Genomic DNA, 17,061 nt, shown 5'->3' on the forward strand with positions numbered 1-17,061 from the left:
CGGTCTTACCTGCTGGGTGAGAAAGGGAATTTTTCGGATGATGGCCGCAGTACGACGATGGACACTGCCCGCGATGGGATCTTGGCCAAGCTCTCGTATAAATGCCCCAGCAAACGCCCTTGAGCGCGAATTGACTTCCAGCATCTGTAGCCGGAAGGGGTGATGCCATGTACTGAACACAATCGGGAGCCACGTATGGAAGCGTGGCGCGAATGTGGGGCTATTAAAGCAGCGCGCGAACGCACCGTATATGGGGAATTTCCGATTGAAGCGACGGGGAGGGGACTGATGGCGTGCATGGCGAAAGGTTTGGCGTGAAATTGAAACAGCGAGCGTGCATGAGGAGGACGCGATGCTGTAGAGACAGCCGAAACATGCGGGGGGCCATGCCGTTGGCAGAGTTGTGTGAGCTGCGGGGCCGACGATTATGCGTCGAGAAAGTCAGCCTTCAGCTTGTGGCATTCACAAACGAGTTCGACTGTCATTTCCCCAAGCTCTTCGAAGATTGCGAGCAGGAATCGGTGGGGTATTTCGTTGCCGGTGTCCGTGGTCGTGCACGTCGTGAGGGCAAGGATGCGTTCGGAGAGCGTGTTGAGTTTGTCGACGGAAGCGTGGACTAAGGAAGCTGCGGGGAGATGAAGCGTCATGCGGGGCACCTCTAACTAGCCAATCTGAGATTCCCGCCACCCGCTGCATTGCGCAGGGGTGGGCGGGCACTGGACTAGGTTTGCGAACCGCTGATGACTCGGATTTGGCGGCACGCCCGAAGGCGTCCCAATCCAGGCCCGCCCATTGAGGCAGGAAACGCATAGGTACGCGCACACAGAAGCCGCAAGAATCGCGGCTGTGTGCCCGAGAGATCATCATTCGGGTCGCAAAACCCGGTCGCGTTTGGGGCGCGACGGGAACCAGATTACCGATCCGACTTTGAGGGCACCACGCGTTCGGAGTCGCATTCTAGGTCACTCGTTGAGATTCAGAACATTCCGATGCCTCAATAGGGATTCTCCTTGGTCGACCCGGACGTGATGAGTGCCCAGAAACGAAAACGGAGCCGAAAGGCTCCGTTGACTTGTGCGCGCAGGTGACTTTATCCGTACCGTTTTACCAGCAGCCCGCTACCAATGAGACCAGCGATCGTGGCAATCACCGTAGTGGTTACGCTGGGAGTCATAGTCGCTACCGCGAGGCTTACCGAAACTGTTCCCGCGAGAACAGAGGCGAGTTTTATTAACCCGCTCGAAGCCTGTGGCCGACGTTGATACGGAGTGCTGCGATGTCTGAAGCGAGTCTTTGGAATCTTGCGCGCTTTCGCTGAGCTAGCTGCAAGCTTTTTCCGTGCGGGTGTCGCGTACATGATTCGCTCCATTCATTTCTTCGAGTGCTGACGACGGCTCGCATGCTAGCAGTCGATGCGGAGGTAATGGTGCCGCGATGCATGGGGTGCGCATGCGGCAGCGGGTACGTCGAGCGATGTGTGCTGTGTTGTTTGCCTTGATGCTGGTGACGTCACCGCGTGCGTGATTTACGCTCGGCTCGAAAGAGGGCGGGAGCTATTCTCGAAAATTTGAGATCGAGCCCAAGCAAACCCGTGCCACTGTTTCGTATCCGAGCGGGAACAAGAATTATTGGAGCGCCCAAGTTGGGTGGTTTCGTACCTGATCGGGAACGAAATGGTAGCGTGCATAGGGTTTATCCGATTTCGTTCCCGAGCGGTAACGAAATTTGATCAAGAGCGGCCTTATTGTTATATCGTATCCGCTCGGGTACGAAATATGAGCCAAATCGACTATCAGACTATAATGTTCCCGAACGGGAACGAAATGAGGTGGTGGCGATGACTGACGAACTCATCAATGGTGCGGAATCTTTGGGCCGGACGATAAGGCTCGCTAGGCTTCAGCAGGGCTTCACGCGTGACGCCTTGGCGCTGGCGACGGGCCTGTCGCCCAAGTTCATAAGCCAAGTGGAGGCAGGCAAACCGACCGCGCAGTTGGGTAAGGTGCTCCACCTCTTGAGTGAGTTGGGCGTTTCAATACGTGCCCAAATTCCAGAGCTCTATTTCGAGCCTTCGAACACTCGTATGTTGAGAGCTGCGGAACGGCTGGTCGCTAACCAATCGCCCGCTGATGTTGCGTCGAAAACGCGAAGAGCTAAAACGAACCAAGAGACTTCAGCCGCCCCCGAGACTGAGTCCTCGAAAGACGTGAAGAGGAAAGTTAAATGACGGAGCGCTCACTGAAGGTGCTTTCCAACGGACAGCACATGGGAACCCTGACCGACACCGACGGTGTTTGGTCGTTCGGGTACGCCCCGGAATGGCTTTCATTCGGGCCACGCTTTGAGTTGGCGCCAGCATTCCCCCTGAGCGAAAAAGTCGTCGTTGACGGCTCTAGTCAGCGACCGGTGCAGTGGTTTTTCGACAATCTTCTACCGGAAGAAGCCATGCGTGTTGCGCTTGCGAAGGAGGCAAAACTAGAGTCGGAGGATTCTTGGGGGTTATTGGCGTACTACGGACGCGAGTCCGCCGGATCTCTCACGTTGCTTCCCCTGAGTGAGAGCGACGACACCGGCGGTCGGCGTGAATTGCCATACGATTCTCTTGAAGCTCGTATTCAGGCGATGCCCTATGCTCCGATCACCTCCGACGCGCCAAAACGAATGAGTGCGGCCGGTGCCCAGCAAAAGTTGTTGGTGATTCTCGACACCGAGCATGGCAACCAGCTTTTTGAGCCGGAAGGGAATGAACCATCGACGCATATTCTCAAACCGGACATGCGCCACACCGGGTATCCGCATTCGGCTGTTAACGAGTTTTACACGATGCGTTTGGCCAAGGCGGTCGGCCTTCCTGTGCCGAATACGTACCTATTACGTGTCCCGTCGGCATGCTACGTGGTTGAGCGATTCGACCGAAATTTCAAGACCAGCCCTGTGCAGCGAATCCACACTCTCGATGCACTGCAACTCCTGACTCGTGACCGCACGTTCAAGTATCACTCGGCAAATGCTGAGTCTCTCTCTGCATGCATTGAGCGTCAGAGCGTAAAGGCTCTCAGCAGAACCGCCATATACCGATGGGCAGTGTTCAACGTGCTGGTAGGAAATGGGGACAACCATTTGAAGAACGTGTCGTTCTTTTCGCTGCCAAGTGGCTATGCACTGGCGCCGTTCTATGACTTGCTAAGCACGGTGGCGTATCACACGCCGGAAAACCACGGCTGGAGCCAATGGCCACATGTTGAATTGGCGATGCGAATCGGAAAGGCTACACATTTCGCTGACGTGACCCGAGAGGAGCTTGTGAAATTCGGCGAAGTGCTGTCGCTCAATGAGAAGCAGGCGACCGTCATGCTCGACGACGTCATTGCCGACGTTCAAGGGCAAGCAGAACCTCTTCGTGCGTCTATTGAGAGTGAACACAACCTATCTGGCGGAGAGGCTCGATTGCTTCGTACGATAGTCAATATGCCAATCAAGGAAATGACAGGGCGTTTGCGGGCGTGACGCTTCGCATCACACCAACTCTCGGACGGTCATGGCCAAGGTTGCTCTGTTTTCATAGCCTATTGGCCCTATTGAAGGGGGCGGGTCACCGCCCCCGCTAGCCCTCATTTGAGCACAAGCAACGCGGCGTGGGGGGGGGGGCACACAATGCGCAACTAACCCCTGTCAAGCTATCGAGATGAGCTACCAAAGTTAAACCGTCGCTTTGGCGATGCCTCGTACGACCTACCCCGCTCCTTGAACTCGATGACTTCCATTCGAGCGCCGTACAACCGAAGCAAGCGACGTACTGAATCTCCCAACGTCTTGTCGGGAATTGCCTCTACCAAGCGATTAACAGGGATGGGGGGGGCGCCAAATAGTGCAGCGTGCGCGGGCGGATTTGTAAACTCCTGTCCGACGCGACCTGCCACACCGTCGTTCGCATCTCTAGCGATGAGCCCGATGTCGATGGTCAAATGCTTGCTAGCGATCCGAAGAGCTTCCGCTAGGTCGATAGATACCGCTCGTCCGGTATTTTCTTCATTAGTTTTTTTGAGGGCAGCAGCACATACCCGCTCGGGAGTTCCATAAAGTGAGGTCGGGATAAAGATTCCTTTCTCCACTCCCTCCGAACTTTTCATTCGCTGAATCACACGAACGATTAGGCCAAGGACTAGCGCCCGGACTGCGTCCAAGGAGCCGTCCTCGTAACGTAGTCGGATAAGACAAACGATGGCCATCGTCGCAGCATCTTCATCACCCTCGCTAAGAATCTCGGCCAGCGTGGATATGAGCTCCTCATTGGATACCTGATTCTGGGCGGCGGGCGTACGCCGAAGACCAATAATTGCCACGTCCGCTGCCGACATTCTGACGGCTGGAATGCGCAGTATCTTAGCGGTCAGTGCTGTATCCGCCGCGAAGTAGCGGAGGTACTCCGTAGATAGTGGGCCAGCGCTTGCGCCCAGCGTTTCGTGCCAGCGATCAAGATACTGGCGATCGGGCCCAGCTTCAAGAAATTCTCGGATGTCAACAGTCAGTGCGTTAGCTAGTTGAACGTGTTGCTCGGCTGACGGGGTCCACTCTCTTGCCCGTTCCGCAACCAAAAACTCTTGGAATGAGCGATGCGCAAAAAATAGAATTCCTGCGTCCTTTTCCTCCGTTAACGTCGAAACGAGATACTCGGCGAGTTTTGTTTCCGGATCGATAGACTTTCCGTCAGGCAACCCATCCAGCAAAGCGCGAGGGACCTGATCGCGGTCAAAAAAACCTTGACCATCCCCCGACTTCGTCCAACACCACCACGCCAATTCCTTCTGAAATTTGAGTCTATCAGCAACGCCGATATCTCGACGTGCTTGTTTTTCTTCTACGTCTCTTTCAATGAGTCGTCGCATGAATTGAGCGTAGAGCGTGTGTTGGGTAAAGCCTCGAAGATCGAATGTCGGGTCGGACGCGAGTTCCGCAACGATCTTTGCATGCACAGGACGCCTTAGCAGATCCTCCGAAACCTCCTGCCGGATTTCTCGAAGACGTTGATCGACAAACTCTTCAGATGGAATTGTTTCGTTTGTCGTCGCGAGGTGCTTCAAATAGTTACGAAGAAATTGGGTAATTTCAGATTCATTGAAGAAATCGATTTCCACTTCCGTCCATTGTCGAAACGTGGGGTCAACAACCTGTGAATTGACTCCAAATCCACGGATACCTCTAAAAACGAGATCGCGCGCTTCCGTGGGGATTGCATTTGGTCTGCCAAGAATTAGTATTTTAGAGTTTTTTTGAATGAGTCTGTTAAATTCACGGAAGTTCGACCGAAAATCAGCGGCTGACATCGCGTGTTTCATCTCATCAAATCCGTCGAGAACAATTAAAAGTCTTCCCATCTGATTTAAATGTTCAAGCGTCCGGAATCTGAAGTCAGTTGCAGGTTGGCGGGAAGTGAATTCCTTGCCAAAAAGACCTTCCAGTTGAGTCTCGTGTACTACCTGACCAAGTCTAATTAGAACTGGCATCCGCTCAGTTGGGTCGGCGAGATACCGCCGCGCCTGCGTGGATACGAGTCTTTTGGCGAAGCTCGTTTTTCCTTTGCCGTATCCCCCCATAATAGCTAAGGGTGATGGCTTTGAATCGTAAAGCCAGTTTTCTATATAAGATGATGCGGATTGAGACTGGCCGACGAGTCTCGCTTCGACATAATATGATTCTAATTCATCCTCATTGAACAGCTCGCCAAGAATCTCAATGTACTCCCTCAACCCAAGGAGATCCGCTTCAAGTTGCCGATCTGTTTGGAAGCTGAGCCATCGCACAGAATCGACATAAGCGCGGGGGTCTGCTGATATGTCTTTCGAAGCAACTATGAGTACGTGATCGAGAAGTTTGCTTTCTACTAGCGGACCGTAGTCGCTATATATCGCGAGAAGATTATCTTTCGTCAAAGGTCTGCTGTAGTCTTTGCATTCAACGCCAAACGTAATGCGGCGACCGAACTCATTTCGAGAAAATACAATATCTACTTTTTTTGACCCCTTTCTAACTTCTGTCAGAACGTCTGGATACTTTGTTCTTAGAATGGCAGCGATGGCGTCGCGAAACTTGTCCCCGCGTTCAACCGTAGTTGGGTGATTCTGCATTCCCTCTTCTCCGGGTGATTAAGTTAATCTTTCGTTTTCCACTGTGTATGTGCCTCGAGCAGTGGCTATTTGTTGATGCATTGTAATATACAGATTTTTTGATTGCTTCAACGTAGAGGTGCTAGTGCCCAGTGCTACTGAAATCAGGAGGGGGCGTCGCCCCCCTCTCCAACTCAAGATTAATTGTCTGCTGGTCAACTTTGGGTGACGTGCACCGCAATGCTCGGATGCCCGCTGATTACCGTATTCTGCGTCGGTGCTAGTCTCGCAAGCCACAACCAACCAGAAAATCGATTCCCCATTTCGCGGATATGCGTATACCTCTTTAAGCTTGCCCAGCTTCGGTGGCCGGTTACGGCGGCTACGCGAGGTATCGACAGACCTTGCTCGAAAAGCCAACTGGTTCCTTCGTGGCGCAGGTCGTGAAATCTCAGATCCTGAATTTGCAGAAACCGGCATGCGCGTGTGAATGCTGCGCCGACGGCGTCGGTGGTGTAAGGGAAGATTCGGTCTTCGCCTTCGCGTCGTGGGATTGCAGACAGAATGCGCATTGCTTCCGGGGGAAGGTCGCACCAGATGTCGTTGCCGATCTTTTGTCCTGGGTGTTTCATGTCTCGAACGAGTATGCGGGACCCTTCCGCGTCCAAGTTCGACCACTTGATCGTCACGATTTCCTCCTGGCGTCGTGTCGAAAATATCGCGAACGGAACGATGTACTGCATCGGCGCGCTTTTCGGATGCCTTTTGCGAATCCCTACGAAGTGTTCTAGAAGTAGATCCAGCTCAGCAAAACTAGCACGTCTTTCCCGTTTGGCGGACTTGGCAGTATGGCCGAGGTGGGATAGCACTCGTCGCGCATCCCTCAAGGCTTGCTCAGACAACGGATATCCCCACGCGGGGCGCGCGACGTTGACGACCGCCCCGATGTGAGACATATAGTTGCTCGCGGTTTGAGGAAGTACGTCGAGGCTCTTCGCGAAATCAACGTAGTCGGTACTTCCCAACTGGCTGCAACGTTTCTCCCCGATAGGCGCTCGTGCGACGGCATTCAAGACTTGGGCCTTCGTTCGCCCGATTTTCTTAATCGATTCGTCGACGTACTTCTTAATCACCTCACTAAATAGAGGGTCGACCACCGCAGCGGCCTCTATGCCCCCCGGACGCGCCAACTCCTTCTCCCTCTTGACGATCCACGCCGCCGCAGCCTGCCTGCGGTCAAACGTCTTCGCCTCGGTATAGACCACCCGTCCGTCCCGCTTCAGGCGGATCTGTGCCGTATACCCTATACTTTTGTCCTTTCGTTCCCGTACTGAGATTGTTCCCATAGGTTTTCGTCGGTGCTACACGGCTTTTTTCGGTGCTACACCGTAGCACTTGGGTGCTAAAACGAGCCTAAACCGGGGCTAAAATTGGGAAATCCGGCACTACGCTTTTTGCTGTAATCGACTGTTTTGTAAGAGATTTTCAATGAATTTACCCTTCCGCCGCGTTAGCGTCGCACCGATGATGGATTGGACGGACAAGCACTGTCGTGTCTTTCACCGTCAGCTTTCGCGTCACACGTGGCTGTATACCGAGATGGTGACGACCGGTGCGCTGTTGCACGGCGACGTTGCGCGTCATCTCGATTTCGATGCCGTGGAGCATCCCGTCGCGTTGCAACTGGGCGGGAGTGAACCGCAGGATCTGGCGCGCGCGGCGAAGTTGGGCGAGCAGTGGGGGTACGACGAGATCAACCTGAATTGCGGCTGCCCGTCGGAGCGCGTGCAGCGCGGTGCGTTCGGTGCGTGTCTGATGGCTGAGCCGACGTTGGTCGCGGATTGCGTGAAGGCGATGCGCGACGTAGTGCAGGTGCCGGTGACGGTCAAGCATCGCATTGGCATCGACGACGTCGAGTCTTTCTCGTTCGTTGAGGACTTCGTGGGCAAGATCGCGGAAGCCGGATGCGCGACGTTCATCGTCCACGCACGCAACGCGATTCTCAAAGGCCTGAGTCCGAAAGAGAACCGCGAGATTCCCCCGCTGAAGTACGACTATGCCTACCGTCTCAAGCAAGTATTCCCGCAGCTTGAAATCCTGATCAACGGTGGCGTCAAAACACTCGATGAAGTCGAGCTGCATTTGCAGCACGTCGATGGCGTGATGCTGGGCCGTGAGGCGTATCACAACCCCTATGTACTCGCTGAGGTCGACGCGCGCTTTTATGGTGATGCGTCGCCGGTCAAGTCGCGTGAGGAAGTGGAAGATGCGTTGATCGAATACGCAGCCTCGCAAGTGGAGAAGGGGCAGTATCTCGGCGCGATCTCGCGTCACGCGCTGGGCTTATATCGTGGCGTGCCGGGCGCACGCGGATGGCGTCGCGTGCTGTCAGATCCGAAGCGTTTGAAGGCCGGCGTGAGTGCATTCGAAGAAGCGCGCGCTCAACTGCGTGCAGGCGCATTCTCCGAGCCTGACGAGGCACAATCGATTGTTGCGGCGTGACATATAGCGTCAAGAGGCGACGTTCGGTGACGAGCGTTCGCCGCGTGAGATGACGATGTCGCGCATCGATCGTGCACGTGAGAGAAGAAATATTTCGAAGAAGTGAAAAAAGAGTTGGCAACGCGATAAAAACGTCGCTATAATCTTGTTTCTGTTCAGCGAGCAAGTCAAAGCGCTGATCACGGCGGTGGCCGTAGCTCAGTTGGTAGAGTCCTGGATTGTGATTCCAGTCGTCGTGGGTTCGAGTCCCATCGGTCACCCCAAAATCCCCTTGTAGTTCTCAGCGTTACACGCACCTCATTTTCCCGTTCCGGGAAATTCTCCCGAAAGAAATAAAGTTCTCCGGCTCAGTCGATAGTCGACGTGTGTTCTGCTCGAACGACGGTCATCGCGTTTTTGCATGGTCGTGGGTTTCGCGCGCGTGGAATTCATCGCATCGGTCGTCACCACTCATACGTTCTCCCAACGCTGGCTCCACAGTTTTGGGCTTGCCTGGGACTAGCAGAAGGACCATGTGTCGCTTAGGCTTGACGGATTGAATCAGCCGACAAATGGAGACAACGCATGACCGACTCGACGCTTGAAGTCCGCGCCGCCACACCGGAAGATTTCGATGCATGGCGGCCGCTGTGGGACGGCTACAACCGCTTCTACGGTCGCTTCGACGCAACCGCTCTCCCGGAACACGTCACGCGCACGACCTGGTCGCGCTTCTTCGACGGATATGAGCCCATGCACGCGATCGTCGCCAAACGTGGCGAACACATGCTCGGTCTCGTTCACTTCCTTTATCACCGCAGCACGACAATGGAAGGGCCGACCTGCTACTTACAGGATTTGTTCACCGTCGAAGCAGCGCGCGGGCAGGGTGTGGGGCGCGCGCTGATCGAGGCCGTCTACGCGCATGCAAAGGCATCCAATTCGTTGCGGGTGTACTGGCACACACACGAAACGAACCTCACCGCCATGCGGCTTTACGACGGCGTCGCCGAGAAGCCGGGCTTCGTGATGTACCGCAAGAACCTTTGAATTCGCTCAGGACCGGCTGAGTTCGAACAGTTGGTCCCGCGTCAGGCGGGCGCTGCCGCTACGCAATCCCGCCCCGGCGGCAGCCACAGCCGCGAGCGTCGCCTTGTCTTCCGACGAAAGTTTTCTCGGATTCAAAGCCTCAGGCGGGATCGAGTACCACCACTGCACACCGGTAATCTGATTGCGGGATGCTTGCGTGTGCGTCAGCGGTGCTTTCGATGTATGCACCAGCGACGTCGATTTTTGCGAAAGGTACTTGTAAATAGTCTTCTGGTCCTGTTTGCCTGAGGTCTTGTTTTTCAGCGTATTCATGTCCTTGCCGTTCTCGATCAGATGCAGCACGCCGGCACCGTCGATATACGACACGTCGACATCCTTGGTCATTTCGGCGTTATCCGCATCGGTGTACTTCGAGCCGCTGAAGACTACCTCTCCCTCGGCAAGTTCGCTGGGGTGAACGTTGAGGATGGCGTCAAGCTCCGACGTAATGCCTAGAAAGGACAGTGGAATTCCCCCCTGCTTTGTGACGCCGTAGAAAGCGTCAAAGCGCGCCCCGCCAAATGGGCTGTAGTCCTTCGGCGTCCCTTGCAGATCGCTGGTGATCATGCTGAGCGTCGCGGCAATGCCGTGCCAGTCGTATGGCTGCCGGGTCTTGAAGGCTTGCCCTATGTCTACGACCCGACGGATGAACGCACTGGCTATCTCAGGCTCGAATTTCTCGACAAGCGCCAACCGGTAGCAAATCAGCAAGGCCTTTCTAGCATCGACAATGCCTGCGAGCGATTCGCTCAGCGGAATCATTCGCGCCGCAAAGGTCTTCCAATCACTTTCCCACGCATCCTCCGAAGTCGCCGACTGATACCTCGTTACCTTTTCCTGAATCTTCGGCGCGTCATCTTCGTTTCGTTTTTCTCGTGCCTCGGCCTTTGCGCCACGGATTTCGCTATTAATCGCGGCGGTCAGTGCCTTAATGTTGTGGAATTCGCGATCTTTCCAGGTGTCATCGATCAGCGTTCTCAGGGCGTTGGGCTCAGGGAACCGACGTTGATACGCTGTGACCGGCGCTGCTTGCGAGAAATCCTCGATTCCCATCAGTGTGGCGTAGCTCGTGGGAACGAATGTCTTGGGCTCTTCGGTGCTTTTGATCTTGACGCGCTGAACAGGCGCTGACGCTGCCGAATCGCGGCGGGCGATGGAGAGTTGTCGTGGAGCGCTGTCGCTAGTTCCCTCAGAAATGGAGGGATGCGCCACGTCGGTCGATAGAGAGGACGAAGTACTTGCGAGGCCGACGGCTGCAGCGCGGCTTCCCATCGCGTCTGCCTCGGCTTCGAGGCCGACGTCGTCGTTCAGGGATTGGCCGTCGGCCATCTGCATCGTGGGTTTTACGCGGCCCTGTGCCTGTTGCACGACGTGCCATGCCTCGTGCGGCAGATGCTGCTCCTGACCGGGCGCAAGGTGAATATCGCTATCCTGCGCATACGCATGGGCCTGCATCTGCGCAGGCCTGGACGAGTTGTAATGCACACGGACATGGTCCATGGCCTGGCCGGATAGTGACTCGATGCCTTGTTTGAGCCCGATGGGTAAACCGTTGCTTCGATCCGATGCCGAGGCAGTGCGCTGGACAGGTTGATGTTCCGCGGACGTGTCTTGCTGGCTGAACAAGGTCTGCATGTGCTGACGTTGCGCGACCATGCGTGGACTGGTGTCGACCAGCGCCTGCATCGACGCCGAAGGCACAGCTTGCGAGCGATTGTCGGCAGGAAGATGGCCGTGGGAGGGCGTCTCCCGGGAGGTTGCATGTGATTCGGGCAACCTCCACTGCGCCTGCTGCGGGGTCTCTTTGTACGATCTCACGGCGTCATTCTCCTGCCCGGGCGGTGCACGCCCGGCAATAGAGTGGTGAACCAGCCTGGGAAGTCTCCGGATTCTCCCAATGCCCCCGATGCCAGGCGATTTGGGATGTCCGTTCAAATCGATGGCGTAGTATCGCAAAATCGATCAAAAGTTGTCACCGAACCGATCACGACGCCAACGTTTGATCTATATCTAATTCCACGCTCGAAGGGTGACGTCGGGCCGCACAGGGCCGTCCATAATGGATTTGTCATGTTTTCATGACCCTGTCTTCCCGGTGCCCATGGTGCCTCATGCGTACCGGTTTTGAAGCCCGCCTCCCTCAGGCGGGCTTTTTTTATGTCGGGAACAATCCGGGATATACGCTTTGCGTAACGCTACGATGTGCCCTATGAAATTCGAACGTGCTACGATTTTTTGCAACGCAGGGCGTTTTTCGACTTTCAGGACAGTGTGGAGGCAGCAATGAGTACCTTTTTGCACGGTGGCCTCGGCTTGGGCAGTGACGGCGAGTCCGTGCGTTTCAATGTGCATGTCGACGGCAAAGTCTGGACGTGTCAGATCGGTCGTGCGGCACTCAATCGCCTGTCCGGCGTCGATGCCGGGGGCGAAGCGCTATTCGATCAGTTCGTCGACGTCGAAGATGAAATCGTCGACCTCGCCGCCAAGGCGATTGCGCAGGGCGCTAAAGTCGAGCCAATCGAAGTCGGCACGCAATGAGCGTTTAATATTCCAACTGAACGTCGCAACACCTTGTCGCCAGACAGGCGACATCCCGCTAACCGGAAACACGGGGTTCTTCATGAGCTACGCATCGCATGAGCAGGTCTACGATTACCGCGCAGGCTATCGAATTCGCGTTCAGGCTTTCCAGAGCGAGTACGCCGGGCCGTGGGACTATCTGGTGCAAGTGCTGCGACACGACAAGCCGGAAGGGCCAGAAGTGCGCTCTCCCGACGGTCATCGCGACAACCGGCTCGACGCCGAAATGGCCGGACGCAAGGCCGGTGAGCGCATCGTCGACGAACTACTCGGTGACGGGGACGCGTGACCCTTCGCGCGCCCTTAGCCAGCTTCCGTCTCGCCACGCAAACGCCATATCCCGTCCGCCGAGACGACGGCGCGTCCGTCTTCTGCGAGCTTATCCAGATGCGCGCGCAGCGAACGTCGCGCAACACCGTGCCGTGTCGCTGGCACGTCCGCATAGACCACCGGCGTGAGCGTGTCGATGGTCGCAGGGCCGATGTCCGCGAGTGCCGCCAGAGTGCTCGCTTCCCGCGCAATCCGATGTGCCACCAGCCGCGCGATGCGCTGCGTCGGACGATCCATCACGAAACCATGCCCCGGCGCGAGCCACTGTGGCGCCAACGCGGCCAACTTTTCCAGCGATGCCAGATAGGTCGCCATATGGCCATCCGGCGGGTTGATGACGACCGTCGAGCCTTGCATCACGTGATCGCCGGTGAAAACCAGCTTTGCGTCGTCAAGCGAATAGCACAGATGATTCGCCGCATGCCCCGGCGTATGGATGGCGCGCAGTATGCGTCCGTCCGGCAGCGTCACTCCGTCGCCGTCGTAGAGGGAAACCTCCGGCACGAATGCCGTGTCTTGCCCTTCGTCATGACACGCTTGCATGCCATACGTCACAGCCCCTGTCTTCGCCTTTAACAACCGCGCACCGGGCGAATGGTCGCGATGCGTATGCGTGACGAAAATCTGTCGGATGACGCCCGGCGCTGCACGCAGGATCGTCTCGGTGTGCACGGGATCATCGGGGCCGGGGTCGATGACCGCCCATTCGTTCTGCGGCCCGCCGCCAATCAGATAGGTGTTGGTGCCGGGACCAGTCATCATCCCCGGATTCGATGCGGTGACGCGAAGCACACCGGGCATAAGCGTCACGACGTTTCCCGGCACGATGTCGTAGCTGCCGGTGCCTTGCTCCCGTGGATCGGTCAGCGTGAGTTCGGCCCACGCGGGCTCGTCCGGCGTGACGGGCCAGCGGCCGCGTTTGCCGTTGGCGAGGCGCGGCTGGATGCGCGGAATTTCGTGCCGCGCAGCCAGCATCGATGCCGTCGCCATCGCTCGCTCGGCAGTGCCCATACTTTCGAGCCACTGGAGCAGTTTTCGCGTGGGCGGCAGCAGACGCAGCTGGTCCGCGTGCGTCAGCGCATAGTGCGGACGCATCCACCGGTGTGCAGCAGTCTCGATCTGATCGACTTCGACCGATTGGCCTTCGGGGAGCATTGCCAGAAAGAAGCGCGTGTCGAAGCGCTTCGGCAACGCGAGCGGCGTGACCCAGTGACTCAGATAGTGCAGACGGTCGGGTGCCAGCCAAACGTTGGACGCATGGCACAACGATGCGATATCGATCTTGGCATCGTGCAGGGCGTCAAGTTGCGCGTGCATGTCGTCGAGAGCGGAGGTGTCGATGGGCAGACCCGTAGCGTCGACCGCGAACAACACCCCGGTTTCCTCGAAGCATTCGCGGATGGCCGCGACGTAGTAGTCGAGGCCATGATCGGTCAGTTGAAGATGTTCGCTCGCCGTGGCGTCGTCCAGACCGATGCACACTGCGTGCCCTTGCCGATCAGCCGCATCGACGACGCCGCCGGGAAACACGTAGGCATCGGAGCTGAAATCACCGGCCCGGACGGCGCGCCGTAACAGCAGCACTTCCAGACCACTCGGGCGTTCGCGTAATACGACGAGACTCGCGGCCATCCGTAGGGACGTTGGCGAGCGCTGTGAGGGCGGCTGGGTAGGAGAAGGATGCTGGCCGTCAGGCGTAGACGGTTGCGCTTCAGGACGATCTGCCATGAGACGTGCGCACTGAAGGCGCGCGATATCGGAAAGTCCCTAGTGTGCCATCGGAATAGAGACGCCGCAGGCGGGGCGATCCCCAACTTGCGGCGCGATGTGTATCAGGCTGCGTCGTTCGCGGCTTGCGTCGACACCATCGTCACATCGTGACGAGGGCGATAGTTCTGTGCAGACGGCATGCGCGCAGCGACCTCACGCAGCCATTGGGCGGTCAGCTCCGGCTGCGTGACGGGGAGCATGTGGCCGCCGTCGACGAGCGTGAGTTGCGCCCGCGGGCTCGCCACCGGCAGGGTCTCGCCGTGCTGATGGTAGTTGAGAACGCGGTCGCTGCGGCCGTAAAGCACATCGACGGGCACCGCCAGGTCGTCGTATCTTGCCGCGAGCCTGCGCATGTCCCGCTCCGCTGCAAGGATGTCGACGCTGCTTGCTTCGAAGTTGCCGGGGCGATAGCCCAGCACGCCGCCGCCGCGAATGAGGAAGTCCTCCGGCGCGTCTTCAGGGCCGAAGACATACGTGAGCGTCGTGCGGCCCGTCATCATGCCGACCGGCACGGCAAGCGTGCGTCCAACCCAGCGACGCCACCAGGCACTCCGGATGGCGAGTGCACGGAAGGGCGCAGGCACTTCGGATACTGGTTGCGTCAGCGGCGCGATCAGCGCGAGCGCGCCTACGCGTTGCGGATGGTCGAGCGCGAGCGCCAGCGATACCGCACCGCCCAGCGAATGCCCGACCACCAGCGGACGGTCCAGCGCAAGCGCGTCGATCAGTTGCGCAACGACGTTCGCCTGCCATGCGATGGAGGCGTCGTGTTGCGGCCCACGTGTGGAATAGCCGGAGCCGGGGCGGTCGACGAGCACCACGCGATGCGTGCGCGCCAGCGCGGCCAGCGGCAAATAAGCGAAGTTGCGCAATTGCCCGGAGAGCCCGTGAATGAACACGATGGCGGGGCCGTGTCCGAAATCGACGTAATGCAGTCGTTCGCCGTCGATGTCGATAAACTGCCCGTCCGGCGGCACGGCCGCTTCGGCGCGTCTGGCGACGCGACGCGTAAAACGCATCAGCACGAGCACTCCAGCGGCGAAGGCGATAACGAGGCAGGCGAGCAAGTAGACGATGAGCATGGTGTCGGGCCGAAGAGCAGGCAAAGAGGGATGCGTAAAACGTGCGCGTCGAAACGCATCCTAACAAGGTGTTGCGAGGTCCGACGATGCGACGACACGTTGCAGCGTTGCGCGCCGCTCGAAACGCATCGCGCCGTCGTCGACGCTGGCCCAGCGCATCAGTCGCAAATCGCGCAGGTAGTTCTGATAGAACACCCACGGCTTGCGTCCGCCTTGCCGGGGCAGCGCACCAGCAGCGCGTTGAATGTACCCCGACGTCAGACCGATGGCGGGCAACTCACCGTGCTCACCTTCACGCAGATAGGGCACACACGTGTCGGCGTCGTGCGCATTCATATGGTTGATCAGACGGCAGACGTACTGTGCGATCAGCTCCGCCTTGAGTGTCCACGAGGCATTCGTATAACCGAAGACCGACGCAAGATTCGGCACGCCGCTGTACATCATCCCCTTGTAGGCCACAGTGTCGGAGAGCGTGACGGGCTGGCCGTCGACCCGCAATCGCGCACCGCCCATCAGTTGCACGCGCAGGCCGGTTGCCGTCACCACGATGTCGGCGTCGAGCGTCTTGCCGCTTTTGAGCGTAAGACCGGCAGGGGTGAACGCCGTGATTTCGTCGGTGACGATTTCGGCACGCCCGCTGCGCAACGCCTTGAAGATGTCGCCATTTGGTGCGAGGCACAGCCGCTGATCCCACGGGTTGTAGCGCGGGGTCAGATCGCGCTCGACGTCGGCATGCCCCTGCGCCTGTTGCGCCGCGCGCTTGATCAGTACGCGGCGGATGGCGTTCGGCCAGCGTCGCGCTGCATTGTAGAAACCGAGCGTGATCAGCACGTTCTTCGTGCGCACGAGCCGGTGCGCGACCCCTGCAGGCAGCCACTTGCGCAGACGTTCGGCGACGCCATCGCGCTGCGGCATGGACAGGATGTAGCTCGGCGAGCGCTGCAACATCGTGACGTGCGACGCACTCGTCGCCATGCTCGGCAGCAGGGTGACGGCCGTCGCGCCGCTGCCGATGATGATGACGCGCTTGTCGCGATAGTCGAGATCGGCGGGCCAATGCTGCGGGTGGACCACGGTGCCGCCGAACGTCTCCATGCCGGGCCAGGTGGGCGCGTGGCCGGCGTCGTAGGCGTAGTAGCCGCTGCACATGAAGAGGAAGCGGCACGTAAGCGTCTCGGTGTCGCGATGACCGTCCTCGTGCGTGCGCTCGACGTCGAGCGTCCATCGGGCGACGCCGGAGTCCCAGCGCGCTTCGCTCACTTTGTGTCCGTAACGGATCACCTCGTCGAGACCTTCGGCGCGGGCCGTCTCCTTGAGATAGTCGAGAATCTCTCCGCCGTCGGCGATGGCCTGATCGCTCGCCCACGGACGGAAGCTGAAGCCGAGCGTGTACATGTCGGAGTCGGAGCGCACGCCGGGATAGCGGAATAAATCCCACGTGCCGCCCAGCGACTGACGGGCTTCGAGCATCGCGAATCGGGTGCCGGGACAGCGCTCGCGCAGATAGTGCGCGGCGGCAATGCCCGAGAGTCCTGCGCCCACAATGACGACGTCCAGATCTCTGCGCGTGCGCGACGTGCTGGCTATATCGGAAACGGTCGTGTTTGTCGTCATGACGAAAT

Annotated in this window: 12 protein-coding genes, 1 tRNA gene and 1 pseudogene; 7 read left to right on the forward strand and 7 right to left on the reverse strand. The window is 58.0% G+C overall.

Annotated elements, in window-relative coordinates:
• Window positions 1–425: 425 nt before the first annotated feature.
• The gene (locus tag PAN31117_RS13685) at window positions 426–647 is read right to left on the reverse strand and encodes a hypothetical protein (RefSeq protein WP_044454370.1); all 222 of its coding nucleotides are present in this window, start codon (window positions 645–647) and stop codon (window positions 426–428) included.
• 1,190 nt (window positions 648–1,837) lie between these two features.
• Here PAN31117_RS13685 and PAN31117_RS27500 point away from each other — a divergent pair.
• Together PAN31117_RS27500 and PAN31117_RS13695 are read left to right on the forward strand one after the other, a co-directional pair.
• Window positions 1,838–2,104 (forward strand): annotated as a pseudogene (locus tag PAN31117_RS27500) (helix-turn-helix domain-containing protein); the annotation flags it as partial.
• Between the two features lie 119 nt (window positions 2,105–2,223).
• A complete protein-coding gene (locus tag PAN31117_RS13695; protein ID WP_150738648.1) occupies window positions 2,224–3,507 on the forward strand; it encodes a HipA domain-containing protein in 1,284 nt (427 codons plus the stop codon).
• 170 nt (window positions 3,508–3,677) lie between these two features.
• On the opposite strand, the gene PAN31117_RS13700 is transcribed toward PAN31117_RS13695, so the two are convergent.
• On the reverse strand, window positions 3,678–6,125 hold the full coding sequence (locus tag PAN31117_RS13700; RefSeq protein ID WP_150738649.1) for an NACHT domain-containing protein: 2,448 nt from the start codon (window positions 6,123–6,125) through the stop codon (window positions 3,678–3,680).
• A 194-nt stretch (window positions 6,126–6,319) separates the two neighbouring features.
• Entirely contained in the window at window positions 6,320–7,450 is a 1,131-nt protein-coding gene (locus PAN31117_RS13705; protein WP_150738650.1) for a site-specific integrase, read from the reverse strand.
• A 142-nt stretch (window positions 7,451–7,592) separates the two neighbouring features.
• On the opposite strand from PAN31117_RS13705, the gene dusA reads away from it, so the two are divergent.
• The 3 genes from dusA to PAN31117_RS13720 all read left to right on the forward strand — a co-directional run bounded on the left by dusA (window position 7,593) and on the right by PAN31117_RS13720 (window position 9,635).
• A complete protein-coding gene (dusA, locus tag PAN31117_RS13710) occupies window positions 7,593–8,606 on the forward strand; it encodes a tRNA dihydrouridine(20/20a) synthase DusA (RefSeq protein ID WP_150738651.1) in 1,014 nt (337 codons plus the stop codon).
• A 187-nt stretch (window positions 8,607–8,793) separates the two neighbouring features.
• Window positions 8,794–8,869: transfer RNA gene (locus tag PAN31117_RS13715), tRNA-His, on the forward strand.
• A 301-nt stretch (window positions 8,870–9,170) separates the two neighbouring features.
• Window positions 9,171–9,635 carry a GNAT family N-acetyltransferase gene (locus PAN31117_RS13720; RefSeq protein WP_150738652.1) on the forward strand — a complete coding sequence of 155 codons (465 nt, stop codon included), beginning with the start codon at window positions 9,171–9,173 and terminating at the stop codon, window positions 9,633–9,635.
• 6 nt (window positions 9,636–9,641) lie between these two features.
• Here PAN31117_RS13720 and PAN31117_RS13725 read toward each other — a convergent pair whose 3' ends face one another.
• Window positions 9,642–11,492 (reverse strand): eCIS core domain-containing protein, encoded by a 1,851-nt coding sequence (locus PAN31117_RS13725; protein WP_246189069.1) that lies wholly within the window; start codon window positions 11,490–11,492, stop codon window positions 9,642–9,644.
• Window positions 11,493–11,957: 465 nt separating this feature from the next.
• Between PAN31117_RS13725 and PAN31117_RS13730 the strand changes: the two genes are divergently transcribed.
• The gene (locus PAN31117_RS13730; RefSeq protein ID WP_150738653.1) at window positions 11,958–12,212 is read left to right on the forward strand and encodes a DUF1488 family protein; all 255 of its coding nucleotides are present in this window, start codon (window positions 11,958–11,960) and stop codon (window positions 12,210–12,212) included.
• A gap of 82 nt (window positions 12,213–12,294) precedes the next feature.
• On the forward strand, window positions 12,295–12,543 hold the full coding sequence (locus PAN31117_RS13735) for a hypothetical protein (protein WP_150738654.1): 249 nt from the start codon (window positions 12,295–12,297) through the stop codon (window positions 12,541–12,543).
• Window positions 12,544–12,557: 14 nt separating this feature from the next.
• Here PAN31117_RS13735 and PAN31117_RS13740 read toward each other — a convergent pair whose 3' ends face one another.
• The 3 genes from PAN31117_RS13740 to PAN31117_RS13750 all read right to left on the reverse strand — a co-directional run bounded on the left by PAN31117_RS13740 (window position 12,558) and on the right by PAN31117_RS13750 (window position 17,053).
• A complete protein-coding gene (locus tag PAN31117_RS13740; protein ID WP_150738655.1) occupies window positions 12,558–14,312 on the reverse strand; it encodes an MBL fold metallo-hydrolase in 1,755 nt (584 codons plus the stop codon).
• Window positions 14,313–14,416: 104 nt separating this feature from the next.
• Complete coding sequence (locus PAN31117_RS13745) at window positions 14,417–15,436, reverse strand: alpha/beta fold hydrolase (RefSeq protein WP_150738656.1); 1,020 nt, start codon at window positions 15,434–15,436, stop codon at window positions 14,417–14,419.
• Between the two features lie 60 nt (window positions 15,437–15,496).
• Entirely contained in the window at window positions 15,497–17,053 is a 1,557-nt protein-coding gene (locus tag PAN31117_RS13750; protein ID WP_150738657.1) for a flavin-containing monooxygenase, read from the reverse strand.
• Window positions 17,054–17,061: the final 8 nt, after the last annotated feature.

The organism is Pandoraea anapnoica (assembly GCF_902459765.1).
GTDB lineage: Bacteria > Pseudomonadota > Gammaproteobacteria > Burkholderiales > Burkholderiaceae > Pandoraea > Pandoraea anapnoica.

Bases quoted from the DNA above. Each gene is read 5' to 3' on its own strand.
- PAN31117_RS13705 (WP_150738650.1), bottom strand. From the start codon at position 7,450: ATGGGAACAATCTCAGTACGGGAACGAAAGGACAAAAGTATAGGGTAT.
- PAN31117_RS13735 (WP_150738654.1), top strand. From the start codon at position 12,295: ATGAGCTACGCATCGCATGAGCAGGTCTACGATTACCGCGCAGGCTAT.
- PAN31117_RS13740 (WP_150738655.1), bottom strand. From the start codon at position 14,312: ATGGCAGATCGTCCTGAAGCGCAACCGTCTACGCCTGACGGCCAGCAT.
- PAN31117_RS13750 (WP_150738657.1), bottom strand. From the start codon at position 17,053: ATGACGACAAACACGACCGTTTCCGATATAGCCAGCACGTCGCGCACG.
- PAN31117_RS13730 (WP_150738653.1), top strand. From the start codon at position 11,958: ATGAGTACCTTTTTGCACGGTGGCCTCGGCTTGGGCAGTGACGGCGAG.
- PAN31117_RS13685 (WP_044454370.1), bottom strand. From the start codon at position 647: ATGACGCTTCATCTCCCCGCAGCTTCCTTAGTCCACGCTTCCGTCGAC.
- PAN31117_RS13720 (WP_150738652.1), top strand. From the start codon at position 9,171: ATGACCGACTCGACGCTTGAAGTCCGCGCCGCCACACCGGAAGATTTC.
- dusA (WP_150738651.1), top strand. From the start codon at position 7,593: ATGAATTTACCCTTCCGCCGCGTTAGCGTCGCACCGATGATGGATTGG.
- PAN31117_RS13695 (WP_150738648.1), top strand. From the start codon at position 2,224: ATGACGGAGCGCTCACTGAAGGTGCTTTCCAACGGACAGCACATGGGA.
- PAN31117_RS13700 (WP_150738649.1), bottom strand. From the start codon at position 6,125: ATGCAGAATCACCCAACTACGGTTGAACGCGGGGACAAGTTTCGCGAC.
- PAN31117_RS13745 (WP_150738656.1), bottom strand. From the start codon at position 15,436: ATGCTCATCGTCTACTTGCTCGCCTGCCTCGTTATCGCCTTCGCCGCT.